Origin of the sequence: Agromyces excoecariae (assembly GCF_051715505.1) — a bacterium.
Taxonomy (GTDB): Bacteria; Actinomycetota; Actinomycetes; order Actinomycetales; family Microbacteriaceae; genus Agromyces.
This window is the reverse complement of record NZ_JBPSLA010000004.1, coordinates 173,521-198,658: the sequence shown is the minus strand read 5'-3', so window position 1 is coordinate 198,658 and position 25,138 is coordinate 173,521. Positions and strand designations below refer to the sequence as shown.

Annotated in this window: 20 protein-coding genes and 1 pseudogene; 8 read left to right on the top strand and 13 right to left on the bottom strand. The window is 71.5% G+C overall.

The genetic code is table 11. The features are described 5' to 3' along the window. Window positions 1-2: 2 nt before the first annotated feature. On the bottom strand, window positions 3-722 hold the full coding sequence (locus ACSJD1_RS05750) for a DUF2306 domain-containing protein (RefSeq protein WP_438854355.1): 720 nt from the start codon (window positions 720-722) through the stop codon (window positions 3-5). A 191-nt stretch (window positions 723-913) separates the two neighbouring features. Between ACSJD1_RS05750 and ACSJD1_RS05745 the strand changes: the two genes are divergently transcribed. Beyond that, a complete protein-coding gene (locus tag ACSJD1_RS05745) occupies window positions 914-5,461 on the top strand; it encodes a beta strand repeat-containing protein (RefSeq protein ID WP_438854354.1) in 4,548 nt (1,515 codons plus the stop codon). A 42-nt stretch (window positions 5,462-5,503) separates the two neighbouring features. Here the strand turns inward: ACSJD1_RS05745 and ACSJD1_RS05740 are convergent. Together ACSJD1_RS05740 and ACSJD1_RS05735 are read right to left on the bottom strand one after the other, a co-directional pair. Beyond that, a pseudogene (locus ACSJD1_RS05740) lies at window positions 5,504-5,590 on the bottom strand (DUF427 domain-containing protein); the annotation flags it as partial. A gap of 32 nt (window positions 5,591-5,622) precedes the next feature. After that, window positions 5,623-6,267 (bottom strand): TetR/AcrR family transcriptional regulator, encoded by a 645-nt coding sequence (locus ACSJD1_RS05735; RefSeq protein WP_438854353.1) that lies wholly within the window; start codon window positions 6,265-6,267, stop codon window positions 5,623-5,625. A 43-nt stretch (window positions 6,268-6,310) separates the two neighbouring features. On the opposite strand from ACSJD1_RS05735, the gene ACSJD1_RS05730 reads away from it, so the two are divergent. Then, a complete protein-coding gene (locus ACSJD1_RS05730) occupies window positions 6,311-6,910 on the top strand; it encodes a dienelactone hydrolase family protein (protein ID WP_438854352.1) in 600 nt (199 codons plus the stop codon). Window positions 6,911-6,945: 35 nt separating this feature from the next. Here ACSJD1_RS05730 and ACSJD1_RS05725 read toward each other — a convergent pair whose 3' ends face one another. Further along, window positions 6,946-8,652 (bottom strand): esterase/lipase family protein, encoded by a 1,707-nt coding sequence (locus ACSJD1_RS05725; RefSeq protein WP_438854351.1) that lies wholly within the window; start codon window positions 8,650-8,652, stop codon window positions 6,946-6,948. 237 nt (window positions 8,653-8,889) lie between these two features. Here ACSJD1_RS05725 and ACSJD1_RS05720 point away from each other — a divergent pair, with 237 nt between their 5' ends. Then, window positions 8,890-11,256 (top strand): arylsulfatase, encoded by a 2,367-nt coding sequence (locus ACSJD1_RS05720; RefSeq protein WP_438854350.1) that lies wholly within the window; start codon window positions 8,890-8,892, stop codon window positions 11,254-11,256. A gap of 40 nt (window positions 11,257-11,296) precedes the next feature. Here the strand turns inward: ACSJD1_RS05720 and ACSJD1_RS05715 are convergent, their stop codons facing one another. Together ACSJD1_RS05715 and ACSJD1_RS05710 are read right to left on the bottom strand one after the other, a co-directional pair. After that, window positions 11,297-11,554 (bottom strand): DUF4190 domain-containing protein, encoded by a 258-nt coding sequence (locus ACSJD1_RS05715; protein ID WP_438854349.1) that lies wholly within the window; start codon window positions 11,552-11,554, stop codon window positions 11,297-11,299. Between the two features lie 147 nt (window positions 11,555-11,701). Further along, window positions 11,702-13,144: an amidohydrolase family protein gene (locus ACSJD1_RS05710; RefSeq protein ID WP_438854348.1), complete on the bottom strand. Its 1,443-nt coding sequence runs from the start codon at window positions 13,142-13,144 to the stop codon at window positions 11,702-11,704. A 168-nt stretch (window positions 13,145-13,312) separates the two neighbouring features. On the opposite strand from ACSJD1_RS05710, the gene ACSJD1_RS05705 reads away from it, so the two are divergent. After that, entirely contained in the window at window positions 13,313-14,026 is a 714-nt protein-coding gene (locus ACSJD1_RS05705) for an SDR family NAD(P)-dependent oxidoreductase (RefSeq protein ID WP_438854347.1), read from the top strand. A 125-nt stretch (window positions 14,027-14,151) separates the two neighbouring features. Here the strand turns inward: ACSJD1_RS05705 and ACSJD1_RS05700 are convergent, their stop codons facing one another. Together ACSJD1_RS05700 and ACSJD1_RS05695 are read right to left on the bottom strand one after the other, a co-directional pair. After that, on the bottom strand, window positions 14,152-15,021 hold the full coding sequence (locus ACSJD1_RS05700; RefSeq protein WP_438854346.1) for an NAD(P)-dependent oxidoreductase: 870 nt from the start codon (window positions 15,019-15,021) through the stop codon (window positions 14,152-14,154). Next, window positions 15,018-16,400 carry a M24 family metallopeptidase gene (locus tag ACSJD1_RS05695; protein ID WP_438854345.1) on the bottom strand — a complete coding sequence of 461 codons (1,383 nt, stop codon included), beginning with the start codon at window positions 16,398-16,400 and terminating at the stop codon, window positions 15,018-15,020. The genes ACSJD1_RS05700 and ACSJD1_RS05695 overlap by 4 nt, the downstream gene beginning before the upstream one ends. Window positions 16,401-16,546: 146 nt before the next feature. Between ACSJD1_RS05695 and ACSJD1_RS05690 the strand changes: the two genes are divergently transcribed. Beyond that, a complete protein-coding gene (locus tag ACSJD1_RS05690) occupies window positions 16,547-17,242 on the top strand; it encodes a helix-turn-helix domain-containing protein (protein ID WP_438854344.1) in 696 nt (231 codons plus the stop codon). Window positions 17,243-17,303: 61 nt separating this feature from the next. Here the strand turns inward: ACSJD1_RS05690 and ACSJD1_RS05685 are convergent, their stop codons facing one another. Both ACSJD1_RS05685 and ACSJD1_RS05680 read right to left on the bottom strand, forming a co-directional pair. After that, complete coding sequence (locus ACSJD1_RS05685; protein ID WP_438854557.1) at window positions 17,304-18,359, bottom strand: zinc-dependent alcohol dehydrogenase; 1,056 nt, start codon at window positions 18,357-18,359, stop codon at window positions 17,304-17,306. A gap of 5 nt (window positions 18,360-18,364) precedes the next feature. Beyond that, window positions 18,365-18,676: a Dabb family protein gene (locus ACSJD1_RS05680; RefSeq protein ID WP_438854343.1), complete on the bottom strand. Its 312-nt coding sequence runs from the start codon at window positions 18,674-18,676 to the stop codon at window positions 18,365-18,367. 141 nt (window positions 18,677-18,817) lie between these two features. Between ACSJD1_RS05680 and ACSJD1_RS05675 the strand changes: the two genes are divergently transcribed. Next, complete coding sequence (locus ACSJD1_RS05675) at window positions 18,818-19,846, top strand: ketopantoate reductase family protein (RefSeq protein ID WP_438854342.1); 1,029 nt, start codon at window positions 18,818-18,820, stop codon at window positions 19,844-19,846. A gap of 48 nt (window positions 19,847-19,894) precedes the next feature. Here the strand turns inward: ACSJD1_RS05675 and ACSJD1_RS05670 are convergent, their stop codons facing one another. Then, window positions 19,895-20,578 carry a GntR family transcriptional regulator gene (locus ACSJD1_RS05670; protein WP_438854341.1) on the bottom strand — a complete coding sequence of 228 codons (684 nt, stop codon included), beginning with the start codon at window positions 20,576-20,578 and terminating at the stop codon, window positions 19,895-19,897. Window positions 20,579-20,588: 10 nt separating this feature from the next. Next, window positions 20,589-21,116, bottom strand: coding sequence for a VOC family protein (locus tag ACSJD1_RS05665; protein WP_438854340.1), 528 nt, complete (start codon window positions 21,114-21,116; stop codon window positions 20,589-20,591). Window positions 21,117-21,271: 155 nt separating this feature from the next. Between ACSJD1_RS05665 and ACSJD1_RS05660 the strand changes: the two genes are divergently transcribed. Then, window positions 21,272-23,458 carry an alpha-ketoacid dehydrogenase subunit alpha/beta gene (locus ACSJD1_RS05660; RefSeq protein WP_438854339.1) on the top strand — a complete coding sequence of 729 codons (2,187 nt, stop codon included), beginning with the start codon at window positions 21,272-21,274 and terminating at the stop codon, window positions 23,456-23,458. Next, complete coding sequence (locus tag ACSJD1_RS05655) at window positions 23,458-24,648, top strand: dihydrolipoamide acetyltransferase family protein (RefSeq protein WP_438854338.1); 1,191 nt, start codon at window positions 23,458-23,460, stop codon at window positions 24,646-24,648. The genes ACSJD1_RS05660 and ACSJD1_RS05655 overlap by 1 nt, the downstream gene beginning before the upstream one ends. Before the next feature lie 31 nt (window positions 24,649-24,679). On the opposite strand, the gene ACSJD1_RS05650 is transcribed toward ACSJD1_RS05655, so the two are convergent. Then, on the bottom strand, window positions 24,680-25,072 hold the full coding sequence (locus ACSJD1_RS05650) for a nuclear transport factor 2 family protein (RefSeq protein WP_438854337.1): 393 nt from the start codon (window positions 25,070-25,072) through the stop codon (window positions 24,680-24,682). Window positions 25,073-25,138: the final 66 nt, after the last annotated feature.

The window sequence follows — 25,138 nt, the reverse complement described above, 5'->3', positions numbered from 1 at the left end:
GCTCATGATAGGCGCGCGCTCGCCGCCGCGGATCGGCCGGAAGTACGGGAACGGCGGGGCCCTCGGGCGGTGCCCGCCGCGCGGCGCCGGATGACGAACTCGGCGACGACGAGGTTGATCACCCAGCCGGCGCCCATCAGCACCGAGTGCATGGCCTGGTCGGGCGCGCCGAGCACGAGCGTCCACGGCAGGAAGGTCAGCACCTGCGTGCCGGCGCCGAGGCCGATCGCGTAGGCACGAGTCATCCACGCGCTGTGCGTCGTAGCGTCGCCCCGACGGATGGCGCCGAAGGCGACCACGATCGCGGCGGCCATCGCCGAGGCGAACACGAGTCGCATCACGAACAGGGCCGGGCCGTTGATGGCGGGCATCTCGTAGAAGAGAGTCATCCAGAGCGCCGACCCGGCCGAGAGCAGGCCCGCGGGCGCGACGATGCGACCGGCGATGCGGTGCCAGCGCCGTCGGCGGAGGGATGGCACGAACTGCAGGGCGCCGAGCACGAGGAACACGACCGAGCCGATGATGTGGACGATCACCGGCACGGGGGAGTCCACGAAACGGGCGTTCTCGGCGGTCACCCGGGCGCCGGTCGCGAGCGTGGTGAGGCGGAAGGCCCCGGCCGCGACGGGCACGAGGCTGAGCGCGATGAGGCCGGCGGGCGCGAGCCACTCGGGAAGGCGGGGACGGCGTGTGCCTGGCGCGGTGCGGAGAGCGGTCGTCATACGTCGATGCTCGCCGTGCGGGTCGCAGCGCACATCGGCCGTCCGGCTCCGGCCGCCTCGGCCGATCGGCCGAGGACGCGACCCCCGTTCGCGGGCTGGCGCGCTGTTCCGGCGTGGTCGAATGTTGGCCTCAGTGCCGTGCCTCGCCGCGACGATGCGTCTCGATGGCCACGGCGGCCAGAGGAGACCCGATGTCCCACGCGTCTGTCCTGAACTTCCGGCTCGGTGCGCGGGCAACGAATCCGCCATCTCGATTCGTCGTCGTGCTGCTTGCTGTGACGGCGATGATCCTCGCGCTCGTCACGCCGTCGGTCGCCTTCGCCGACACCGCCGCCACCGAGCTGCGCGTGGCGTGCGCGCAGAAGTCGAACGGCCTGATGCGCGCCGCGGCGACGGCCAGCGACTGCCGCCCCAAGCAGGAGACTGCGGTCACCATCTGGCCGGGGCCGACGTCGCTGTGCATCCAGCCCGACGGGTCGGTGCGGCGCTACACGTCGGCGAAGGCGTGCATGGGCGCGAAGCCTGCCGGCGCCGTGCTGGTCGTGCCGACGACGAACGGGCAGCCCGTGTTCTTCTGCGCGCCGAGCTCCGGGGTGCTGCGGCGAGTGGCTGCGTCGACCGAGTGCCTCGCCGGCGAGCAGCGGTACGTCATCGGCAACCACGACCCGAGCGACCTGACCCTCTCGAACGCCGACGTGCTCGAGAACGAGCCCGCCGGCACGACCGTCGGCACGCTCGGCCTCGTCGACCCCGATCCGGCCGCCACGCCCGCATTCGCCCTCGTGAGCGGCACGGGCGACGCCGACAACGCCTCGTTCACGATCACCGGAACGACGCTCAAGACCGCCGCGAGCTTCGACTTCGAGACGAAGGCGAGCTACTCGATCCGGGTGCGCGGCACCGACGGGTACGGCGGTGCCCGCGAGGAGGTCTTCACCGTCTCGGTGCTCGACGTGGTCGAAGACGTGCCGCCCACGGCCGTCGACGACGCCGCGAACGTCACGGAGGACTCCGCCGCCTCGACGCTCGATCTCCTCGCGAACGACACCGATCCCGACGGCGGTCCGATCTCGATCAGCCAGGTCAGCCAGCCGGCGCACGGCACCGTCGTGCTCGCGGCCGACGCGGCATCCGTCACCTACCAACCCGACGCGGACTCCTGCAACGCCCCGCCCGGCACCGTGACCGACGACTTCACCTACACGCTCGCGCCGGGCGGCTCGACGGCAACGGTCAGCGTCACGGTCGCCTGCGTCGACGACGCCCCGATCGCCGTGAACGACGACGCGACCTTCGACGAGGATGCCCCGGCCACGGCGATCGACGTGCTCGCGAACGACACCGACGTCGACGGCGGCCCGATCAGCATCGCGAACGTGACGCAGCCGGGCATCGGCACGGTCGTCATCACGGGTGGCGGCACCGGCCTCACGTACGACTCGCCCCCCGGGTACTGCAACCTGCCGAGCGGTGACGGACCCGACACCTTCACGTACACGCTCGCGCCCGGTGGGTCGACCGCGCTCGTGAGCGTGCAGGTCACCTGCGAGGCCGACGCGCCCGTCGCCGACGACGAGACCTTCGACGGAGCCGACTCGGCCATCGGCAACACGGTGCTCGTCATCGACGACCCGACCGACGGGCCGCCGGCAGTCGCCGGCCCGCACCTCACGATCACCGGCGACCTGCTCGACGGCGACACCGACCAGGACCCCGGGACCGTGCTCGCCATCGTGCCCGGCACGTTCGCGACCGAGCAGGGCGGGAGCGTGACGATCGAAGCCGACGGCGACGTCGTCTACACGCCGCCGGCAGGGTGCACGACCGTCTCGGACGGCTTCGACTACACCCTCACCGACCAGGGGCCCGTCGTGCCGCTCACCGACACCGGCCACGTGACGATCGCGATCGCCGACTGCGTCTGGTACGTCGACAACGACGCGCCGGGCGACAGCGGTACATCGGCCGAGCCGTTCGACACGCTCGCGCAGGCCGCTGCGGCGAGTGCCGACGGCGACGACGTGTTCGTCTTCGCGGGCGACGGCACCACGACCGGCTACGCCGACGGCATCGTGCTCGACGACGACCAGCAGCTCATCGGCGAGGCATCCGACCTCGTCGTCGGCGGTCGCACCCTGCACACGGGCGACCCGGCGAAGCGACCGACGATCACGACGACCGCGGCCGGCGGAACGTACGTCGTCGGACTCGGCGTCGGCAACCGCATCGCGGGGCTCGAGGTGCACCCCGTCACCGTGGCGGGCGGCATCGGCGTCGTCGACTACAACGCCGACCCGGCGGGCGATGTGACCATCGACGACGTGCGCATCATCGACACCGTGGCGGGCGGCATCGGGCTCGCCCTGCAGGGCGCGACGGGCACGAACACGATCGGCGACCTCGAGGTCGACGTCACCGGTTTCGGCGTGCTCGTCGACGACACCGCGAAGGTCGTGTTCGACCCCGCGGCGACCGTGCAGATCCGGACCACGGGCACCGGCTGGGCGCTGCTCGCGCAGGGTACCAACCTCGAAGGCAGCCAGATCGACCGGGTCGTCGTCGACGGCGGTACCGGCGGTACCGGCGGCATCTTCCTGCAGCAGACGACCGGCGCCGTCGCATTCGGCGACCTCGACCTGCGCACGACGAACTCGAGCCAGGCGGTCTTCAGCCTCAACTTGACCGGCCCGGTGACGGTGCCCGCGAGTGCGACCGCGAAGATCGTCGCGACCAACGGGCCGGCGGTCCAGGTCGTTGCATCGGCAGGTTCGTCGCTCTCGTTCGACGAGGTCACCGCGACGAAGAGCAACGTGTTCGGCATCAACATCGACCAGATCGGCGCAGGCTCGTTCTCGGCGGCGAGCGGCGAGCTCTCCGGGGGAGCGTTCGGCTTGACTCAGATCCGCGTGGTCGGCGGCAGCGGCGACATCTCGTACGGCGGCTCGATCAACGACGGACCCGCGACGAACAGCGTCGAGATCCTGAACCGCACCGGCGGCACCGTGACCCTCTCGGGGTCGATCACCGACGGCAGCGATGCGGGCGGCGGCGTCAGGGTGGTCGGCAACACCGGTGGGGCGACCGTGCTGTCCGGGGCGTCCAAGCACCTCGAGACCGGCACATCGACCGGCATCGAGTTCGGCGCATCCGGCGGGCACCGCCTGTCGATCACGGGCGGCGGGCTCGACGTCGCGACGACAAGCGGCGGGGCCCTCGACGCGCACACGTCCGGCACCATCGTCGTCACCGGCACGGGCAACCGGCTCGCGAGCACGACCGGCGTCGCGCTCTCGATCTCCGGGACAAGCATCGGAGCCGACGACGTCACGTTCGAACGCATCTCAGCGAACGGGGCGCCTTCGGGCATCAGGCTGGTTTCGACTGGCTCCGCAGGCGGCCTGCACGTCACGGGCGGCGGCAGCGCGGCACAGGGCGGCGACGCCTCGGGCGGCACCATCGCCGCCGCCACGAACCATGCGATCGACCTCTCCGGCACCGCGGATGTCTCGCTCCGCAACATGCGCATCGTGAACCCCGCCGGCAACGGCATCAGCGGGGCGGATGTCGCCGGGTTCACGTTCCGCGACGGCACGATCACGGGCGCGGGCGACGCCGACGGCGAAGACGGCATCGCCTTCGACGGCAGTGCGCTGTCGAACCTCTCGGGCACGGTGGACATCTCGAACAACGTGCTCGAGCTCAACGAGGCATCCGGCGTCTCGATCGCGAACCGCGGCGGCACGATCCCGTTGGTGACGATCAGCGGCAACCGCATCTCGGACGCGGGCGACCTGCTCACGCCCGGCTCCGCGATCGTGCTGTCGGCCACCGGCAGCGCGACCGGCGCCGCGACGATCACCAAGGCGACGATCGCGTCGAACACGATCACGGACTTCCGTGCCGGGTACGGCATCCGCCTCCTCGGCGGCAACACGGCGGGCACCGCGAAGTCGACGCTCGGGGTGCCGAACAGCGACCAGGACTTCGTCGCCGTCGTGGGCAACCGCATGGACGGCGGCGACGGCGGTGTCGGGCAGCAGCCCGACGGGTTCGTCGACATCCAGGTGTCCGGCGGGGCCGACGCCAATCTCGCCGTCTCGCGCAACGGCGAAGTGGGTGACCCGATCCGGCATGTGGACTGCCAGGCGATCGGGTTGACCGCGGCGGGCCAGGCGAACGTCACCGCCGTCATCGCGGTCAACAAGATCGCCGCGGGCAGTGCGTCGGGGTGCGCGGGCATCGCCGCGACGGCGAGCACGCTCGGCAGCGCCTCGGCCAAGCTCGCCCTCGTGGTGGCGAACAACGAGATCAGCGCGGCCGGTGGGCCGGGCATCGCCGTCGAGGCCGCCGACTCGGGCATCGTCACGGCGCAGGTCGTGTTCAACACGGTCGCCGCCCCGACCGGCCCGGGCCTCGCGGGCATCCGCGCGTCGTCGGGCTCGCCGTTCGGCGGAGACGCCGCACTCTGCCTCGCGATCACGAACAACGTCACCACGGGCTCGCTCGATCCGGGGTTCGGGTTCACGGCACCCGGCATCCAGCTCTCCAAGATCACGACCGACCCGGCCATCAACGTGTTCGGCATCCAGGGGCTGCCGGCGGGCCAGACGGCTTCGCCCGCGGTCGAGGCGTCCGTGAACTCCCTCAACCCGGGCAGTGCACCCGGCACCATCGGCGTCGGCGGCACTCTGCTCTCGCCCGCAAAGAGCGGGTTCACCCCGTGCACGATCGTCGAGTGAGCGTGCGGGGTCGCGTGCCCGGAGACCTCGAGGCCGGCGCGGCTACCAGCCGAAGGAGCCCGGACCGCCCTTGAACGGGCCGACGACGTTCGAGGTGATCCAGCCGCCGTAGAACCCGCCGGGCTGCGGCGGCGTCGTCGCCGGCGTGCCCGTGGCCGTGGTCAGCGTGCGTCGGCCGAGCCCGACACCAGCCCGTCGAGCAGCCAGCCGAGGCCGCGCTCGAAGACCTCGTCACCGCTCCACCGCGAGATCGGCTCGCTGAGCTCGGCGGTCACGCCGCCGAACTCCGCCGCCCGCTCGCGTCCGCGGCGACCCCGTGCTGCGGGGTCGGGGTCCCGCGTGCGGCCGGTCTCGAACGCCGCCGACCCGATGGTGTGCACGAGCAGCAACTGGAGCCCCGTGACGGCGGCCGCGCCATCCAGCCCGGCCTCGCGGAGCGCACCGAGCGTGGCCTCGCCGAGGCGCAGCGCGTTCGGTCCCACCGACTGGCGAACCAAGGCGAACGGCACGAGGTCGGGATGGGCGAGCAACTCACGTCGGCTGTCGCGCATGACGCGTTCGATGCGGGCGCGCCATCCGTCGTCGGTCGGGGTCGGGACGCCAGCGAGCATCGCGTCGATCAGGTCGTCGACGAGCGCCGCCTTGTCGGCGACGTGCGCGTAGATGCTGTTCGGCGCGACGCCGAGTCGTTCGGCGACCCGTCGCATCGAGACGGCGTCGAGGCCGTCCTCGCGCAGCAGCTCCATCGCGGCATCCGTGACCTGCTGCCGGGTGAGGCCGGCTCGCTGTCCCGCGGTTCGTCCCATACAGGTATTGTACGCCGATCAATTGAGTTGTACGCTGTCCAATATGAACGAGATCCTCCTCTTCCACCACGGCCAGGGACTCACCGACGGGGTCCTCGCATTCGCCGAGACGCTGCGCTCGGCGGGTCACGTCGTGCACACGCCCGACTACTACGACGGCAAGGTCTTTGCCACGCTCGACGAGGGCGTCGCGTACCGCGACGAGATCGGCATCCCCGAGCTCTCGAATCGCGCGGTCGCGGCGGCGCAGTCGCTGCCGGCCGGCCTGGTGTACGCCGGCTTCTCGCTGGGCACCGGCCCGGCGCAGCTGCTCGCGCAGACTCGCCCGGGCGCCCGCGGCGCGCTGCTCATGTCGGGCTGCCTCCCGTCGGCCGCCTTCGAGACGCCGTGGCCGACGGGCGTCCCGGTCGCCGTGCACACGACCGAGCACGACCCCTGGGTCGACCTCGAGGTCGCGCGCGGGCTCGTCGCCGAGGCGAACGGGGTGCTCGAGGTCTACCCGGGGTCGGCGCACCTCTTCGCCGATCCGACGAACGCCGATCACGACGCCGAGCTGAGCGCCCGGCTCGAGGCATCCGTCATGGAATGGCTCGACGTCGTCGCGCGATCACCGCGTGCGACCCCGGCCGCGCGGGTCGGCTGACGACGAGCGTCGGCACGGCGGCGCGACCGGGCGAATCAGATCGATCGCAGCAGGGTCCACAGGCCGATCGCACCCGCCGCACCCGTGCCGATCGCCGCTCCGGGGCCTCGAGCGCGCCCGAGCGCGACGAGGCCCCGGCCGGCGAGCACGCCCGCCCCGGTGATCGCGCCCCAGGCGACGATCCTGAGCCCGATCGCGCGGCTCGCCCTGGCGAACAGCGGCGAGGTCGTGCCCATCCTGGGCAGGTCGGCCGACGGACCGGCCGACGCCGGGGGAGTCGACCCGGCGAGGTACCCCGCAACGTCGACCAACTGGGCCGGCTTCGCCAGCGCCGCGCCGTGGCCGCCGACGAAGGTGCGCGATTGGTCGATGGTGACGCTCGAGACGTTCTCGAACCCGCTGACGCCGGCGGTGCCGACATCCGCACTGCCGAGCCCGCTGAGCCACGAGCACAGCATCCCGACGGGCACGTCGCGCGTCGCGCGGTCATTGCGGATGGTTCCGGGCGACCACGCGCCGTCCTCGTCCCAGTACCCGATCTGCCGTTGGTCGAAGCGTCGCTGCCAGTCGAAGCGGCGCGGCAGCACCGTCCCGGCGAGGAAGATGCGCCGGAAGCGCATCGACGGCACCCGGTCGAGCGCGCGTGCCATCATGTACGTGCCGTTCGAGTGCCCGGCGAACACGAACAGATCCGGGTCGCGGGTGGCGTACGCGTCACCGTAGAGCTTGAGGAACTCGTGGACCTTGCGCCGACGCGTCCCCGGGAGCGCGAACTCCATGGCCGTGAAGTAGCCGGTGTCCGGGCTCACCACGAGTGCCGAATCGGATGCCGCGGCATCCCGATAGGCCGTGGCGAGGTCCTCGACCCAGGTCCCCAGTGCCGAGGCGCGGATGCCGTGGAGGATGAACGCCGTGGGGCTGGGGTCGAGCTGCTTCTCGTCATCCACCGCCTCGTCGGCGCGCCCGAGGATCGCGGTCTTCACCTGCTCGTAGCGCCGCGACGGCGATGGCGCGTCGTCGATCGCGATCAGACCCGGATGGTCGGCCCCGGGGATCTCGTACACCGTCGAATTCGGCATGAATCGGAGGTCGAGGATGTCCTCGTGCGTGACGAGCCGGTCCGACGTGCCGAGCACCTGGACGACCTTCGGCTTCGATTCGAGCCGGCGGAACGTCTCGAGCCAGCGGAGCCGGAGGTCGGTGATCCAGTAGCCGCCGGACTGCACGTTCTCGATCGTGAAGTCGAAGAACGGCGTCGCGAGCGCGTAGGCCAGGCGCCACGCCGCCGGAGTGCCCGGTGCGTCCAGCCGGAAGCCGGCGTTCGGGCTCCCGAGCAGCACGAGGCGTCGCACGAGGCGCGTCCATTCCCGGCCGGGGTGATCGGCGGTGCCGGCGTCGTGCAGGAATGCGGCGCGGGCCAGCACGCCGCCGAAGCTGTGCCCGACCAGGATGATGTCGGTCGGAACCTCGACGTCGGTCGACAACTCTCCGGTCCAGTCGCGGATCTGCGCCGCGAGATGCCGCACCACCTCGTCGGGATCGGTGCGCGAGGTCGCGTGCACACCGTGCTCGAACACCTCGACGCGCCATCCCGGCCCGAGCTCGGCGCGCATCCGTTCGATGAGCGACACCCAGCCGGGCCGACCCCGTCGGCGCACGGGCAGCCCGGGAACGAAGATGAAGAGCCCAGCGGATGCCTCGGTGCCGGCTTTCGACGCAGGGCGTCGGGATGCATCGGACATCGACCCTCGCCTCCCCCCGATGACGTGGTCGTCTGGGGCTCATCATGGCCCGACGGACAGCCGACGTCCAGCGTCGGCGTGTGCCCGGAACGGGTTCGAGATCGGTGACGGCGTCGCCGTCGGGCCGGGATTCGTCGCGCTGACCTGCGCGGGACCGAAGGCCCGGCGGCGCCTTCGACCCGTTGTTAGGTTCCCGGGGGGCGGCGCCGCCGCGGCGCGGCCGAGTCTGGGGGAGACATGTCCGAGGAACCGCAGCTGCACGAGTATCGACCCGGGACGACGTTCCCGGGCGTGATCGCGCGCACGTTCGACGAGTCGTCGCCGGCCTGGCCCGAGCCGCTGCGGCCAGCCGAGGGGGCGCCGAACGTGCTGTTCATCGTCATCGACGACATGGGCTACGGGCAGCTCGGCTGCTACGGCAGCCCGATCCGCACGCCGAACATCGACCGCATCGCGGCCGGCGGCGTGCGGTTCGCGAACATGCACACGACCGCGCTGTGCTCGCCGTCGCGCACGTGCATCCTGACCGGTCGCAACCACCACTCGAACCACATGGCGGCGATCACCGAGACCTCGACGGGCTTCCCGGGATACGACGGCAACGTGCCGTTCGAGAACGGGTTCCTCGCCGAGATCCTCAAGGGCGAGGGCTACAACACGTTCGCCCTCGGCAAGTGGCACCTCACGCCGACCGACCAGGCGACGGCGGCCGGGCCGTACGACCGTTGGCCGCTCGGGCGCGGGTTCGAGCGGTACTACGGGTTCCTCGGCGGCGACACGCACCAGTACTACCCGGAGCTCGTGCACGACAACCACCGGGTCGAACCGCCCAAGACGCCCGAGGAGGGATACCACCTCACCGAGGACCTCGTCGACCGCGCGATCACGTTCATCGCCGATGCGAAGCAGGTCGCGCCGACCAAGCCGTTCTTCACGTACTTCGCCACCGGCGCGATGCACGCGCCGCACCATGCGCCGAAGGAGTTCACCGACCGGTACGCCGGCATGTTCGACGAGGGATGGGACGTCTACCGAGAGCGGGTGTTCGCGAAGCAGAAGGAGCTCGGCCTGGTGCCCGCCGACGCGGAACTCTCGCGCCACGACCCCGACGTGCAGGACTGGGACTCGCTCTCGGCCGACGAGCGCCGGCTGTACTCGCGCATGATGGAGGTCTTCGCCGGCTTCCTCGAGCACACGGACCACCAGATCGGCCGACTGCTCGCCTTCCTCGAGGAGCTCGGGGTGCTCGACGACACGCTCATCATGCTCATTTCCGATAACGGCGCGAGCGCGGAGGGCGGCCCGACCGGGTCGATCAACGAGAACAAGTTCTTCAACTTCGTGCCCGACTCGCTCGAGCAGAACCTCGCCGCGATCGACGACCTCGGCGGTCCGAAGTACTTCAACCACTACCCGTGGGGCTGGACCTGGGCCGGCAACACCCCCTTCCGGCGGTGGAAGCGCGAGACGTACCGCGGCGGCATCAGCGACCCGTTCATGGTGCAGTGGACGAACCGCATCCCCGCGCGCGGCGAGATCCGCACCCAGTACGCGCACGCCATCGACATGGTGCCGACCGTGCTCGACCTGCTCGGCATCGAGCCGCCGACCTCGATCCGCGGCGTCACGCAGTCGCCGATCGAGGGCGTCAGCTTCAAGGACGCGCTGACCGATGCATCCGCCACCTCGCTGCACACGACGCAGTACTTCGAGATGATCGGGCACCGCTCGATCTACCACGACGGATGGCGCGCCGTGTGCCCCTGGCCCGGAACCTCGTTCACGGAGTCGGGGCGCGCGTTCGGCGACCCGATCACGGCCGACGTCCTGCGCGAGCTCGACGCCGACGGCTGGGAGCTGTACCACGTCGCCGAGGACTTCGCCGAGAACCACGACCTTGCCGCGGACCATCCCGACCGCCTCGGCGAGCTCATCTCGCTCTGGTACGTCGAGGCGGGCAAGTACCACGTGCTGCCCATCGACGGCCGCGGCCAGCAGCGCTTCGCCGAGCAGCGTCCGGTGATCGCGAAGGACCGCTCGCGGTACGTGTACTTCCCGCACACCTCGGAGGTCGCGGGCAGCGCCGCGCCGCGGCTCGTGAACCGCCCGCACTCCATCAACGCGCTCGTCGAGATCCCGGACGGCGGCGCCGAGGGCGTGATCGTCAGCCAGGGCGGCGTCGATGGCGGTTACAGCCTTTACGTCAAGGACGGGCGGCTCGTCTACACGTACAACTACGTGGCGGCGGAGTACTTCCACGTCACGAGCGACGGCGACGTGCCGACCGGCAGGCACATCCTCAGCATGGAGTTCGCGCCGACGGGGCAGCCGAGCATCCGCGAGGGCAAGGGCACCCCGGCCACGGTGACGCTGTTCGTCGACGGGGAGCCGATCGGGAGCGGCGACCTGCCCGTCACGATCCCGATCATGCTCGGACTCGCCTCGGGCGTGTCCGTCGGCCTCGACGCCGGGGCGCCGCTGACGGATGCCTACACCGCGCCGTTCGAGTTCACCGGCACGATCCAGCGGGTCGTGTTCGACGTCTCGGGCGAGCACATCGTCGACCACGAGGCGGAGCTGCGGGCCGCGCTCGCGCGCCAATAGGGGAGAGGCGGGGCGATCCAGCCGGTCCGCAGCGTCGCATCTACGAGTTCGCGGAAATCGCGAGCCCGCCGAAGATGAGGAGGAACATCGCGGTGAGCGCACCGAGCGCGACGGCGATCCATCCGATGATCACGGCGGCGAGCGCCAGCCCGCGACCCCTCTCGCCCGTCTTCTTGATCTGCGAGAGCGCGATGTGGCCGAAGATCAGGCCGAGGATGACCGTGAACCAGACGGTCACGAAGGCGACGATCGCGAGGACGTTCCAGCGATCGGTCTGCGGGGTGGTGGCGGCAGTCATGGCTGGAGGCTAGCGCGGGGTGCCGCATCGCGGCAGGGGTCCAAGGGCCTGCGGCGGTCGCACGCCGGCACGACGGAGGCCCGGCTCCCTGGGGGAACAGGCCGGGCCTCCGGGTCGCGATCGCCGAGGCGATCGCCGCGCGCCGGGTCAGTGCGCGTGCGGCGCGTCGCTGCGGCGGTACTGGTACGGGTTGGTGAGGATCTCGGTCTCCGGGATCTCGGGGTTCATGCCCGCCTTCCACGTCTCCTCGCCGAGCTCGCCCTTCAGGTACTCCACCGTGTTCTCGAGCTTCGTGCGCACCGACGGCAGGTCGCCCGAGACGAGCTTGCCGTCCCACTTGACCGGCTCCCCGCCGACGAGCACGGTGTGCACGTCGCCACGGCCCGCCTGGTACACGACATGGCCGTAGGGGTTCACGATCGGCACCATCGTGGGCGAGTCGTCGTTCTTGATGAGCACGACGTCGCCGAGCTTGCCCGGCTCGAGGCTGCCGATCTGGTCCCACTTGCCGAGCGCCTTGGCGCCGCCGCGCGTGGCCCAGTCGACGACCTCCTCGACGCGGATCTTGGCGTGCGTGACGGTCTCGTCGGACTGGTGCGCGATGTAGTGCTCGAGCGCCCGGTCGGCGCCGATCGTGGTGCGCATGGCCGAGAACATGTCCGCGCTGAACCACACGCTCGTGTCGACCGACATCGAGGCCGGGATGCCGTGCTTGCGCAGCGCGTGCGCGGGCGGATAGCCCTGGCCGCACGTGAGCTCGCTCTCGGTCGCGAGCGCGACCGACCCGCCCGAGGCGGCGATCATCTGGTACGACTCGTCGCTCAGCGTCGCGGCGTGCACGTAGATGTTGCCCGGCTGCATGGCCCCGTGCTCGTACATCAGGCGGATGCCGTTGTCGTTGGTCGCACCCCAGACGCCGGCGTGCGTGGTGACCTTCAGGCCGAGGTCGCGCGCCGTGTCGAACGCGGGCTGCTCGGGGAAGTTCTCGTCGCCGGGCACGTCGAACGCGATCTGCGCGCCGAAGAGGCGGGAGTCGTCGCGTGCGCGTTCGATGAGGCTGCGCACCGCCGGGTCCTGCGTCCACTCCCACGGCGCCTGCGCGAGGTTGCCGTAGGCGAGCACGAAGCGTCCGGGCGAGGTCGCGAGGGCCTCGTAGGCGGCCTCCCCGTGGTCGACGGTGCGCAGGCCGTGCGACCAGTCGACGGCGGTGGTGACCCCGGACTCGATGGCGTCGAGCGCGGAGATGAGGTTGCCCGCAGCGACGTCCTCCGGCCGGAACTTCATGCCGTGCTCGAGGTAGTACCAGACGAAGTACTGCGTGAGGGTCCAGTCGGCGCCGTAGGCGCGCATGGCGGTCTGCCACATGTGGCGGTGCGTGTCGACCATGCCCGGCATCACGATGCCGCCCTTCGCATCGATCTCGAGGGCGCCGTCGGGCACCGGCACGTGGGTGCCGACCTCGGCGATCTTCCCGTCGACGACGAGGACGTCGCCCTCGGGGAGCACGGTGTGGGCGTCGTCCATGGTCAGGACGATCCCGTTGCGGAACACGATGGGTTGGCCGGGCTGAGGTGCCGGGGTGCCGCTCATTCTGACGCTCATCCTCCTTGACTCGCGATGGTGCGCGTCGTCGCGCAGGCCTCCGAGACGGCGCCGGCGGCGGGTGGGCCGCTTGACTTCGACCGAATCGGTCGGCTTGACTCAGGTTAAGCAATGCTGCACAACGATGTCCAGTAACACTTTCAGGAGGCCGGAGCGGTGGCAGACAACGCGAGGACGATCGTCATCGTCGGCGGAACGTCGGGAATCGGCCTGGAACTCGCTCGCGACACCATCGCGCGCGGCGACCGCGTGGTGATCACGGGGCGCGACCAGGCCCGTACCGAGGAGATCGCCGCGTCGCTCGGGCCGGGGGCGACCGCGGTCGCGCTCGACATCTCCGAGCCGAAGACGATCGCCGGGCAACTCGGCTCGATCGGGCAGGTGCACGGGCTCGTGCTCGCCGCGATCGAGCGCGACCAGAACACGGTCCGCGACTACGACATCGACCGCGCCACGCGGCTCGTCACGCTGAAGCTCATCGGCTACACCGAGACGGTGCACGCCCTGATCGACCGGCTGGAGCCGAGCGTCGACACCGGCATCGTGCTGTTCGGCGGTCGTGCGAAGGACCTGCCCTACCCCGGTTCGACCACCGTGTCCTCCATCAACGGCGGGGTCATGGGCCTCGTCAACACGCTCGCGCTCGAGCTCGCTCCGATCCGCGTCAACGCGCTCCACCCCGGCATCATCGGCGACAGCCCGTTCTGGGCGAACAAGCCCGAGGGCGTGCTCGAGCAGTACGAGCGCCGCACCCCGGGCGGGAAGCTCGCCACGATGGCGGACGTCGTCGACGCCGTGCAGTTCCTGCTGCGCAACCGCGGGGTCTCGGCGGTCAACCTCTACGTGGACCGCGGCTGGAGCATCACCTAGGCGCGAGATCCTGCAACGCGCTGTCCAGCCTCAGCGCACGCCGAGGGCAGCGGCCGTCGGGCGAGTCGGGCCGCGCCCACGCATTCCGGTCAGGTCGCGCCGCGCCCGGACCGGGCCTCGGTCGCTCAGAGCAGGTCGCGCCGGCTGACCTCGGCGATGGCACTCCAGTCCGCGTCCTTCAGGTCGGGATCGGCCATCGCACGCTCGAACACCGCCACGAGCGCCGGCATCGTCGCGAGCGTCACGCCGCCGGCCTCGGCGACCTCCTCCGCGAGGCCGAGGTCCTTCCGGCCGAGCGAGATGTGGAAGCCGGGCGGCGTGTAGCGCTGCTCCGCGATGATGCCGCCGTAGCCGCCGTAGACCACCCCGCCGAACAGCGTGCTCGAGAGCAGCTCGACGAACTGCGCGGCGGGCACGCCCTGGCGCTCGGTCATGGCGATCGATTCGCCGAGCGCCTGCATGGCGTGGATGATGTTGTAGTTCACGGCCGCCTTCACGGCGTTCGCGACCGAGGGGCGCTCGCCGAGCCGCCAGATGCGCGACCCCATCGCCTCGAGGTACGGCAGCGCGGCGTCGACCGCGTCGGCCGGCCCGGCGGCCATGATGTTCAGCTGCCCGGCCGCGGCGACGGCGGGCCGGCCGAGCACGGGCGCCGCGACGTACGTGGCCCCTGCGCGGTCGAACCGCTCGGTCAGACGGTCGGCGAGCGCCGGGCTGATCGAGGCCATCATCACGTGCGTGCGCCCGGCGGCGGCGCGGATCGCGTCATCCGTCAGCACCGCCTCGGCGGCCTCGTCGTTGGCGAGCATGGCGAACGAGACATCAGCCGCAAGGGCCTCGGCGGGCGTCGCCGCTCGCTCGGCGCCGGCGGCGACCAGCTCGTCGACGGCATCGGGAGACCGGTTCCAGGCGATCACCGCATGGCCCTCGTCGACGAGGCGGCGCGCCATCCCGCTGCCCATCGTGCCGAGGCCGAGGAACCCGAGCGTCGTCACGCCTCACCCCGTCCCCACGTGGTGTTGCGGTGCGACTGCGAGTCCCGCTCGAGGTTCAACGGGCCGTCCACCGTGTAGTACCGGCGGCCGGCCACGATGAGCTCCTCGGCCGGGAACTTGGTGATGACCTCGCAGCCGTCGGCGGTGACGACGACCTCCTCCTCGATGCGCGCCGCGCCCCAGCCGTCGGCCGACGGCCAGTACGTCTCGAGCGCGAACAGCATGCCCTCCTGCAGTTCCTCGGGGTGGTCGAGGGAGGTCAGCCGCGAGAAGATCGGCTTCTCCCAGATCGAGAGCCCGACGCCGTGGCCGTACTGGAGGGCGAAGGCGGCCTCCTCGTCGGGGAAGCCGAACTCCTGCGCCGTCGGCCAGACCTTCACGATGTCGGCCGTGGTGGCGCCGGGCTTCACGAGCGCGATCGCGCGGTCCATGTACTCGCGCGCCCGCGTGTAGGCGTCGCGCTGGGCCGAACTCGCCGAACCGACCGCGAACGTGCGGTAGTAGCAGGTGCGGTAGCCGTTCCAGCTGTGCAGGATGTCGAAGAACGCCGGGTCGCCGGGCCGGATCAGCCGATCGGAGAAGACGTGCGGGTGCGGCGAGCAGCGCTCGCCGGAGATGGCGTTCACGCCCTCGACGTACTCCGATCCGAGGTCGTAGAGCGTCTTCGCGACGAGCCCGACCGCCTCGTTCTCGCGGACGCCGGGGCGGAGGAACCGGTAGAGCTCCTCGTACGCGGCATCCACCATCGACGCGGCCTGGGTGAGCAGCCGGATCTCGTCAGGGGTCTTGATGCGCCGGGCCTCCATGAACAGCTGCTGGCCGTCGACGACGTCGATGCCCTCCTGCTGGAGCGCGAAGAGCACGGGGAGCTCGATCACGTCGACGCCGAGCGGCTGGTCGGCGACCCCGAACTTCTCGAGCTCGCGCTTGATCTTCTTCGCCAGCCCCTGGGCGATCTCCGCGTCGGGCGGGAACGCGCCGCGGAGCGTGGAGATGCCCGCACGGGCGCCCGACTCGAGCCGCGGGCGCTTCGCGCCCTCGTGCGGGGCGTTGGGGTCGGCATCCATCTCGGCCGTCGTGAGGTCGAGCCAGGGGTTGTACAGCGCGTGGTGCTTGGCCGCCGAGCCGAAGTCCCACACGATCGGGTCGGTGTTCCGGGTGAGCAGCGCGAAGCGGATGAGCTTGTCCATCGCCCACGTGCCGATGTGGGTGGCGCTCATGTACCGGATGTTCGAGAAGTCGAACGCGAGGACGGCGCCGAGGTCGGATGCCTCGAGCTGCGCCTTGAGCCTCGCGAGGCGATCGTCCCGGAGCCGCGCCATGTCGACGCGCTCCTCCCAGTCGACGGCGTTGGGTCCGGTCGAACCGGTGCTCTTCATCGAGACCTCCTTGACGTTCCTCCGCGCGCCACTGTACGCCGCGTACAGCACAGCTTAACATTTCGCGACCCGTCGAGCCCTAGAATGGCCTCGACGGCCGGGCCGAAGGCGGCGGACGGCCGCAGCCCGGGGACAGGGGAGCAGACATGGCGGACAGCCTCGGTGAACGCCTTCGCGAAGCACGCCTGCAGCGCGGACTCAGCCTGCGGAGCGTCGCGCAGGCCCTCGGGGTGTCGGCGAGCCTCATCTCGCAGGTCGAGATCGGCAAGACGCAGCCGTCGGTCGCCACGCTCTACGCCCTCGCGAACCACCTGGGCGCCTCGCTCGACGACCTGCTCGGCATCGGTGCGCCCGGCGGGGCGCCCGCACCGTTCTACGGGCATCGCGGGCCGGCGCTGCCCCCGGTGCAGCGTGCGGCGGACAACCCCGTCATCGAGATGGAGAACGGTGTCCGCTGGGAGCGACTCGCAGTCGGCAGCAGCGGCCCGGCCGACGCGCTCCTCGTGACCTACGAACCCGGCGCGAGCAGCTCGGTTGAAGGAAAGCTCATGCGCCACGCGGGCGTCGAGTACGCCTACCTGCTCGAGGGGCGGCTCACGCTGCACCTCGAGTTCGACACGTACACGCTCGGCCCCGGCGACTCGCTGGAGTTCGACTCGGTGCGCCCGCACCTCTACGTCAACGAGGGCGACACGGTCGCGAAGGGCGTCTGGTTCGTCGTCGGGCGGCGCCAGCAGAACCAGTCGATGCCGGCGGCGCCCGGCTCCGATGCAACGAACGGATCGCCCGCGATCGGCTCGGCCGTCGACGTGCTGCGGTCCATGGACGAGCTCGGGGCCTGACCCGCCGCGTCCGGCCGGCTCCCTCCGACGCCGATGTCGCCGCCGATGCCGGGGAACGGCGCTACTCGCGGACGTGCACCGCCGGCCGCGCCTCGGAGATCCACGGGTCGACGAGCGTCTTGATCCGGCGAGGACCGCCGCGCAGCATCGGCTCGAGCGCGTCGACGGCGACGCGCTCGAGCGGGATCGCCTCGCCCGCGACATCCGACCAGTCGGACCTCATCGCGAGCAGGCGCACCGCCTCGGGGAAGTCGGTCGCGAAGACGTGCGCGACCGTGCCGACGACGAGGAACTCGCCGAGCGTCACTCGCGCCAGGTGCAGCTGCGGCTCGCCGCGCTGCACGCCGACCGGCACGATCGTCGCGCCGGGCTTCGCCGCCTCGAGCACGGAGGCCAGGCCGGGTGCCGATCCGCTGACCTCGAAGAACACGTCGGGTTCGATGCCCTTGCCCTCGAGGTGCTCGGCGAGCGACGTGGTGCCTGCGCGGAGCGACGCGGCCGCCCCGAGCCGCTCGGCGAGCTCGAGGCGTTCGGCGTTCGGGTCGACGACGAGGACGTTCGCACCCGTCGCCGCGGCCGCGAAGGTGATGAACGCACCGATGCCGCCGACCCCGACGATGACCGCGTGCTGTCCCGCGCGGAGCCCGCTGCGACGCACTGCGTGCACGCCGATCGCCATCGGCTGCGCGAGGCCGAGGGTGTCCATCGGCAGTCCGGAGTCGGACACGTCGAGCACGATGCCCGCGGGGGCGGTCACGTATTCGGCAAGCCCGCCGTCATGGTGGAACCCGATCGTGGTGTAGCTGCGGCAGAGGTTCGTCCGCCCCTGCCGGCACGGGCCGCACTCGCCGCAGGAGACGCCCGCACCGCACACGACCGTGGCGCCGACCGCGACCGAGGTCACGCCCTCGCCGACCGCCTCGACGACGCCGACGAACTCGTGCCCGAGCGTCACCGGCGGCTGCGCGAGCACCAGGCCGCGACCGTACTCCGTCGCGTCGCTGCCGCACACGCCGCAGACGCCGACCCGGATCAGCACCTCGCCGGGGCCGGGCTCGGGCACGGACACCTCGTCGATGCTCAGGCGCCCGACCTCGTGCAGCACCGCGGCCCGCATCGGGCTCACCGGAACGAGCCCTCCTCGACCGGCAGCTGCACGGCGCTGCGCTCCGCGATCATCCGGCCGAGCAGCCGGTCGTAGACCGCCGTGTGCGACGGGTGGTCGAGGTAGGCGTCGAGTCCCGCGGCGTCCTCGACCAGCGCGGCGACGCCGAAGTCGGCACCGCCGGGCCGCAGGTGCAGGTTCGGGCCCGCCGCGTACGACCGGATCTCCGGGATGCGGCCTGCCATCTCGAGCAGCGCGTCGGTGAGGTCTGCGACATCCGTCTCGGCGACGTCGTCCTTCCAACGGAACGTGGCGATGTGGAGGATCATGGCTCCTGCTCTCGTCTTCGAGAAGTGTTCACCCTCGATGAACAACGAGGGTCCGATTGGTCCAAATTATCAGCGAACCCGCGCGCTGGTGTACATCACTGCTGTATTCTCATCGCGTTCCGATGGAGGTGCGGAGGCGTCATGGGCGAGCAGCGGATCGCGGTGCTGGGAGCGGGGGCGAACGGCGCCTCGATCGGCGCCGACCTGACGGCGGCGGGGCTCGACGTCGTGCTCATCGAGCAGTGGCCGGCCCACGTCGAGCGCATGCGCGACGACGGCCTTCGCATCCACTCGCCCGAGGGCGAACTGCACGTGCGGCCGCGCACGATGCACCTCTGCGAGGTCGCCGAGCTGCGGCACCGGTTCGACGTCGTGCTGATGCTCATGAAGGCCTACGACTCGCGCTGGGCGGCCGAGCTCATCGCACCGTACCTCGAGCACGACGGCCTCATGGTCGGCGTGCAGAACGGCATGACCGCGCGCACGGTCGAGGAGGTCGTGGGCGTTCACCGCTCGATCGGTTCGGTGATCGAGTGCTCGGCGACGATGGACACGCCGGGCGAGGTGCAGCGCCACACCGGCGTGCCACGGTCGTGGTTCGCGGTCGGCGCGCTCCCCGGCGGTCCCGTCGACCGCGTCGACGAGATCGCCGCCCTGCTCCGGCACTCCGGCACCGTGCAGGCGGTCGACGACATCGAGGCCGCGAAGTGGATGAAGCTCGTGAGCAACTCCACGCTGCTCGTGACCTCGGCCATCCTCGGGCTGCCGATGCTCGACGCGCTGCACCTGCCCGGCTTCCGCGACGTCATGGTCGCCGCGGGGAACGAGGCCCTCGCGGTCGGCGTCGCCCTCGGGCATCCGATCCTGCCGATCTTCGGGCTCGAGCCGGCCGACGTCGCCGACCCCGGCCGGGTCGTCGACATCATGACCGACAAGCTCTTCGCGGGGTTCGTGGTCCCGGGCGCGACCACGACCGTGCTGCAGGACTGGCGGAAGGGGCGGCACAGCGAGGTCGACGACCTCAACGGGCACGTTCTCGCCGAAGGGGAGCGGCTCGGGGTGCCGACCCCGGTCAACGGGGCGGTCGTCGGGCTCGCGCATCGCATCGAGCGCGGCGAGCTCGACCCGGACCCGTCGCACCTCGGGTCGCTCATCGCCGCGCTCGGCTGAGCCGCGCCGGCCCGGCGTGCTCGGTGGCGCCCGGCCCGGCCGGCGGGCTCAGGCCTGCAGGGCCTCGAAGAGCTCCGGATGCCGCGACAGCCGCCGCCGCGTGCGCCGGATGTGTCCCGCCAGCACGCGCTCGGCGTCCTCGACGTCGCCGTCGCGGAGGTCGGCCACGATCAGGTGGTGCTCGTCGTGCACGATGCGCGCGGCGTCCGCGTCCATCGACCGCGAGTAGGCCCGACGGTACGGCTGCGTGGTGTTCCACAGCTTGACGACGAGTTCGCCGAGCTGCGTCGTGGTCGCACCGCGGTACCCGCCGAGGTGGAAGGCGCGGTCGAGTTCGAGGAACTCGTCGACGTCGGTCGTCGCCGCCATCCGCTCGGCGAGGCCCTGCAGCTCGTCGAGGTCGGCCGCCGTGAGCCGGGGCGCGCTGAGGCGGAGCAGCAGCGGTTCGAGCCGCTCGCGCATCTGGTAGATCTCATCGCACTCCTCGAGCGTGAGGCGCGACACCCAGGCCCCGGTGTTGGCCACGAGCGTCACCAGGCCGTCGTGCTCGAGGATGCGGAGCGCCTCCCGCACCGGCACCCGGCTCGCGCCGAACTGCGCGGCCACGTCCTCCTGGCGGATGCGGGAGCCGGGCGGCACCTCGCCCTTCAGGATGCGCTCGCGGAGCTTCTCCGCGATGCGCGCGCCCGCGTCGCCGCCGCGCGTGCCGCGCCCGCCTGCCGTGACCGTCATGCCCTCATGCCTACCGGCTCGGGTGGGCCGGGTGCCAGAGCGTGCGGTCGAGTCCGCGCTCGTACGCCTTGCCGTCGGGGTAGCTGACGAGCTCGAACTGCATGCCCCACGGGCTGAGGAAGTAGACCCAGCGCTGGCCCTCGCTCGCGTTGCGGCTCACCGTGGGGTCGCCGAGCACGCGCACGCCCTCGGCGCGGAGGTACTCGACCGCCGCGTCGAGGTCGTCGACGTAGATCGCGAGGTGGTGTCCGCCCAGGTCGCTGTTGCGCGGCACCGGCCGCTGCCCGTCGGCGGGCTCGTACTCGAACACCTCGAGGTTCGTGCCGTTGCCGAGGCGGTAGAACCGGAGCCGCCGCATCACGGTGCGCGGATGGACGTTCAGGTGCTCGGCCATCCAGTCGCCCTCGTCGAACGAGAACGGGCCGAGCTCGTAGAAGCGCTCGGCGCCGAGCACACGCACGAGGAAGTCGTCGGCCTCGTCGAGGTCGGGCACCGTGACGCCGAAGTGGTCGCTGCCGCGCATCCCGGGGAGTGGCATCGAATCCTCCTTGATTGGATACAAGCATCCCGCTTCAGGTGGCGGATGTCGAGCTTCGGCCCCATTGGTCCTTTTGATTGGATGCAATCACGACTAGCATCGGCACCAGCGCACGGTCGTGCGCGACGCATCCTTCATCGATGGGGAAGAGGGAGATGCCGAGACGGACACCGCTCGACGCGGCCCAACCGTGGGTCGAGCTGACGACCACGCCCGAGGACTGGGAGAACGCCGATCCCGAGCTGCTGTCGGGCATGCTCGCCCAGCTCCACCTGATCCGCGCCTTCGAGGAGACCGTGCTCGAACTCGCGGCCGAGGGTCTCGTCCACGGCCCGGCGCACTCGAGCATCGGGCAGGAGGGCGGTGCGGTCGGCTCGATCATCGGCCTCCGCTCGAGCGACGCCGTGAACGGCTCGCACCGGGGGCACCACCAGTTCCTCGCCAAGGCGCTCACGCACGTCGCCGGCGGGCGCCACGACCTCGAGGGCGTCGTCACCCCGCCCGTCCAGGAGGTGCTGCAGCGCACGCTCGCGGAGATCCTCGGCCTCGCGCAGGGGTACTGCCGCGGCCGCGGCGGGTCGATGCACCTCCAGTGGTTCGAGGCCGGTGCGCTCGGCACCAACGCGATCGTCGGCGGTGGAGTGCCGATGGGCGCCGGCAACGCGTGGGCGCAGCGGCACGCGGGAACGAGCGACCTCACGGTGAGCTACTTCGGCGACGGCGCCGTGAACATCGGCTCGGTGCTCGAATCCATGAACCTCGCGGCGGCGTGGCAGCTGCCGTTCGCGTTCTTCATCGAGAACAACCGCTACGCGGTCTCCACGAACGTCGACGAGTCCACCGCCGAGCCGCGACTCTCGGCGCGCGGCCTCGGCTTCGCGATCCCGGCGTGGCGGGTCGACGGCATGGATCCACTCGCCGTGCACCTCGCCATGCGCGACGCGGAAGCGCGGCTCCGCGCCGGCGAGGGGCCCGCGGTCATCGAGGCCGAGGTGTACCGCTTCTTCCACCAGAACGGGCCCTACCCGGGCAGCGCCTTCGGCTACCGAACCAAGGAGGAGGAGGCCGAGTGGCGCGAGCGCGACCCGCTGCTCCTCGTCGCCCGCGAGATGGAGCGGCTCGGCCAGGTCACGCCGGAGGGGGTCGCGGCCGTGCGCGAGCAGGCGCAGACGGCGATGCGCGCGGCCGTCGGCGAACTGCTCGAGGACGACCCCGACCAGCCCGGGAAGCGCCGCATCCGCCCCGAGCTCTGGCCCGACCCCGAGTTCGTCGACGTCGGGGTCCGGGGCGACACGAGCGAGCTCGCCGGCGCCCGCACGCTCGAGCCGATCGGCGCCGACGTGCCGATGACGCCGACGAAGTTCGTCGACGCCGTGGCATCCGTCATGGGCCGTCGCATGGAGGCCGACGACCGCATCGTCGTGATGGGCGAGGACGTGCACCGGCTCGCCGGGGGAACGAACGGTGCCACGAAGGGGCTCGCCGCCCGATTCCCCGACCGAGTGCTCGGCACCCCGATCAGCGAGAACGCGTTCGTCGGACTCGGCGGCGGCATGGCGCTCGACGGCCGCTTCCGGCCGGTCGTGGAGTTCATGTACCCCGACTTCATGTGGGTCGCCGCCGACCAGGTCTTCAACCAGATCGGCAAGGCGCGGCACATGTTCGGCGGCGTGAACCCGGTGCCGCTGGTGCTGCGCACCAAGGTCGCCATGGGGTCGGGCTACGGCTCGCAGCACCTCATGGATCCCGCGGGCATCTTCGCGACCAGTGCAGGATGGCGCATCGTCGCGCCGTCGACCGCGGCCGACTACGTCGGCCTCATGAACGCCGCGCTCGCGCTCGACGACCCCGTGCTCGTCATCGAGCACGTCGACCTGTACGGCCTCGCCGATGAGATCCCCGAGGGCGACCTCGACTACCAGCTGCCCTTCGGGCGAGCGGGTGTGCGGCGCACCGGCGACGACGCGACGATCATCAGCTACCTCTCGATGGTGCGGCACTGCCTCGAGGCCGTCGAGCAGACGGGCTTCGACGCCGACGTCATCGACCTGCGCTGGCTCGACCGGGCGTCGATCGACTGGGAGACGATCGAGGCATCGGTGCGGAAGACGAACGCCGTGCTGATCGTCGAGCAGGGCGCCCGCGGCACCTCGTACGGCGGATGGCTCGCCGACGAGATCCAGCGACGGTGCTTCGACTGGCTCGACCAGCCCGTCCAGCGGGTCACGGGCGGCGAGGCGAGCCCGAGCATCTCGAAGGTGCTCGAGCGCGCGGCGATCGCGCGCACCGAGGAGGTCGTCGAGGCCATCGAGGTGCTCCGCACCGGGATGGGCGGTGCGTGATGGCGGCGGTGGTGCGGATGCCCGAGGTGCTCGCCGGCGTCACCGAGGCGGCGATCCAGGCCTGGCTCGTCGAGCCCGGGCAGGAGGTCTCGGTCGGCACGCCGCTCGCCGAGGTCGAGACCGAGAAGGCCGTCGTGGAGTACGCCGCCGAGGCCGCGGGGACGGTGCTCCGACTGCTCGTCGAGGCCGGCGCGGCAGTGGCGATCGGCGACCCGATCGCGGTGATCGGGGCGCCTGGGGAATCGGCCGGGGCGCCGTCGCCGCAGCCCGACTCCGCGGGATCCGACGCCGGTGCGCCCCGCCGGTTCGCGAGCCCGATCGTGCGCAGGCTCGCCCGCGAGCAGGGGATCGACCTGGCACTCCTGCACGGGACCGGACCGGGCGGCCGGATCGTACGGCGCGACCTCGAGGCGCAGGCTGGGGATGCGGCATCCGCATCGCCGTCGAAGGCCCCGCCCGACACGGCACCGGGCGCCCCGCTCGCCGCCCCGCCTGCCACTGAGCCCGGCTCGGTCGAGGACGTCCCACTCACGCGGATGCGGCGCGCGATCGCGCGTCACGTCACCGAGAGCGCCACCAGCGTGCCGCACTTCTTCCTCACGGCGGACTGCCGCGTCGACGAGCTAGTCGAGCTCCGGCGTCGCGTGAACGAGGCCGCGCCGGTCAAGGTCTCGCTGAACGACTTCGTCGTGAAGGCGTGCGCCGGGGCCTTCGCCGACGTGCCCGAGGCCAACGCGACGTGGGGCGAGACCGTGATCCACCGGCATCGCAGCGCCGACATCGCGGTCGCGGTCGCGATCGACGACGGCCTGCTGATGCCCGTCGTGCGCGGCGTCGACCGACTCGGGCTCGTGGAGCTCGCGACGACCGTGGCCGACCTGGCGGAGCGGGGCCGTTCGGGCCGGCTCCGGCAGGAGGAGCTCGAGGGCGGCAGCTTCGCGGTCTCGAACCTCGGCATGTACGGCACGACCGAGTTCTCGGCGATCATCAGCCCGCCGCACGCCGGAATCCTCGCAGTCGGGGCGGCCCGGCGGATGCCGGTCGTCGACGACGAGGGCGGGCTCACCGTCGGCCAGGTCATGACGGTGACCCTCTCCGCCGACCACCGGGTGCTCGACGGCGCGCTCGCGGCGCGTTGGCTCGCGGCGTTCCAGCGACGGATCGAGCAGCCGCTCTCGATCCTGATCTAGACGCGAGCGGCCGGTGCGCGGCCCGGCGCCGCTACATCGTGTCGGCGTGCCGGTGCACGACCTTCCACTCGCCGTCCTCGCGGCGGTAGACCTGGGTCGCGCGCACGGTGAACGTGCTCGGCGTGCCGTCCTTCGTCGCGGAGATCCGCTCGTACCCGACGGTGTACGCCATGTCGCCCGCGACGTCGAACGAGATCAGCTCGAACGCGTAGTCGGTGCAGGCGGCGAAGCTCGCGGCGACGCTGTCGAACGCGTCGAGCAGCTCCGAGCGGCCGACCGCGTTGCGCCACGCACCGAGCACGCTCACGTCGTCGGAGGCGGACCACGTCGAGCGCCGAGGGCGCGCGTCGCCGTCGAACAGGGCGCGCTCGGCCCGGACGAGCGCGTTGTTGATCCAGATCAGGAATTCCTCGCGGTCGTTCATGGGTTCAGGATCCTCCCGTGCGGCGTCGGGCACAATCGCCGGCGTCGCGCGGCGGAGTCCTCGACC

Excerpts from the sequence above, each read along its gene's own strand:
- ACSJD1_RS05750 (WP_438854355.1), bottom strand. The coding sequence starts at position 722 with ATGACGACCGCTCTCCGCACCGCGCCAGGCACACGCCGTCCCCGCCTT.
- ACSJD1_RS05745 (WP_438854354.1), top strand. The coding sequence starts at position 914 with ATGTCCCACGCGTCTGTCCTGAACTTCCGGCTCGGTGCGCGGGCAACG.
- ACSJD1_RS05735 (WP_438854353.1), bottom strand. The coding sequence starts at position 6,267 with ATGGGACGAACCGCGGGACAGCGAGCCGGCCTCACCCGGCAGCAGGTC.
- ACSJD1_RS05730 (WP_438854352.1), top strand. The coding sequence starts at position 6,311 with ATGAACGAGATCCTCCTCTTCCACCACGGCCAGGGACTCACCGACGGG.
- ACSJD1_RS05725 (WP_438854351.1), bottom strand. The coding sequence starts at position 8,652 with ATGTCCGATGCATCCCGACGCCCTGCGTCGAAAGCCGGCACCGAGGCA.
- ACSJD1_RS05720 (WP_438854350.1), top strand. The coding sequence starts at position 8,890 with ATGTCCGAGGAACCGCAGCTGCACGAGTATCGACCCGGGACGACGTTC.
- ACSJD1_RS05715 (WP_438854349.1), bottom strand. The coding sequence starts at position 11,554 with ATGACTGCCGCCACCACCCCGCAGACCGATCGCTGGAACGTCCTCGCG.
- ACSJD1_RS05710 (WP_438854348.1), bottom strand. The coding sequence starts at position 13,144 with ATGAGCGGCACCCCGGCACCTCAGCCCGGCCAACCCATCGTGTTCCGC.
- ACSJD1_RS05695 (WP_438854345.1), bottom strand. The coding sequence starts at position 16,400 with ATGAAGAGCACCGGTTCGACCGGACCCAACGCCGTCGACTGGGAGGAG.
- ACSJD1_RS05690 (WP_438854344.1), top strand. The coding sequence starts at position 16,547 with ATGGCGGACAGCCTCGGTGAACGCCTTCGCGAAGCACGCCTGCAGCGC.
- ACSJD1_RS05685 (WP_438854557.1), bottom strand. The coding sequence starts at position 18,359 with ATGCGGGCCGCGGTGCTGCACGAGGTCGGGCGCCTGAGCATCGACGAG.
- ACSJD1_RS05680 (WP_438854343.1), bottom strand. The coding sequence starts at position 18,676 with ATGATCCTCCACATCGCCACGTTCCGTTGGAAGGACGACGTCGCCGAG.
- ACSJD1_RS05675 (WP_438854342.1), top strand. The coding sequence starts at position 18,818 with ATGGGCGAGCAGCGGATCGCGGTGCTGGGAGCGGGGGCGAACGGCGCC.
- ACSJD1_RS05670 (WP_438854341.1), bottom strand. The coding sequence starts at position 20,578 with ATGACGGTCACGGCAGGCGGGCGCGGCACGCGCGGCGGCGACGCGGGC.
- ACSJD1_RS05665 (WP_438854340.1), bottom strand. The coding sequence starts at position 21,116 with ATGCCACTCCCCGGGATGCGCGGCAGCGACCACTTCGGCGTCACGGTG.
- ACSJD1_RS05660 (WP_438854339.1), top strand. The coding sequence starts at position 21,272 with ATGCCGAGACGGACACCGCTCGACGCGGCCCAACCGTGGGTCGAGCTG.
- ACSJD1_RS05655 (WP_438854338.1), top strand. The coding sequence starts at position 23,458 with ATGGCGGCGGTGGTGCGGATGCCCGAGGTGCTCGCCGGCGTCACCGAG.
- ACSJD1_RS05650 (WP_438854337.1), bottom strand. The coding sequence starts at position 25,072 with ATGAACGACCGCGAGGAATTCCTGATCTGGATCAACAACGCGCTCGTC.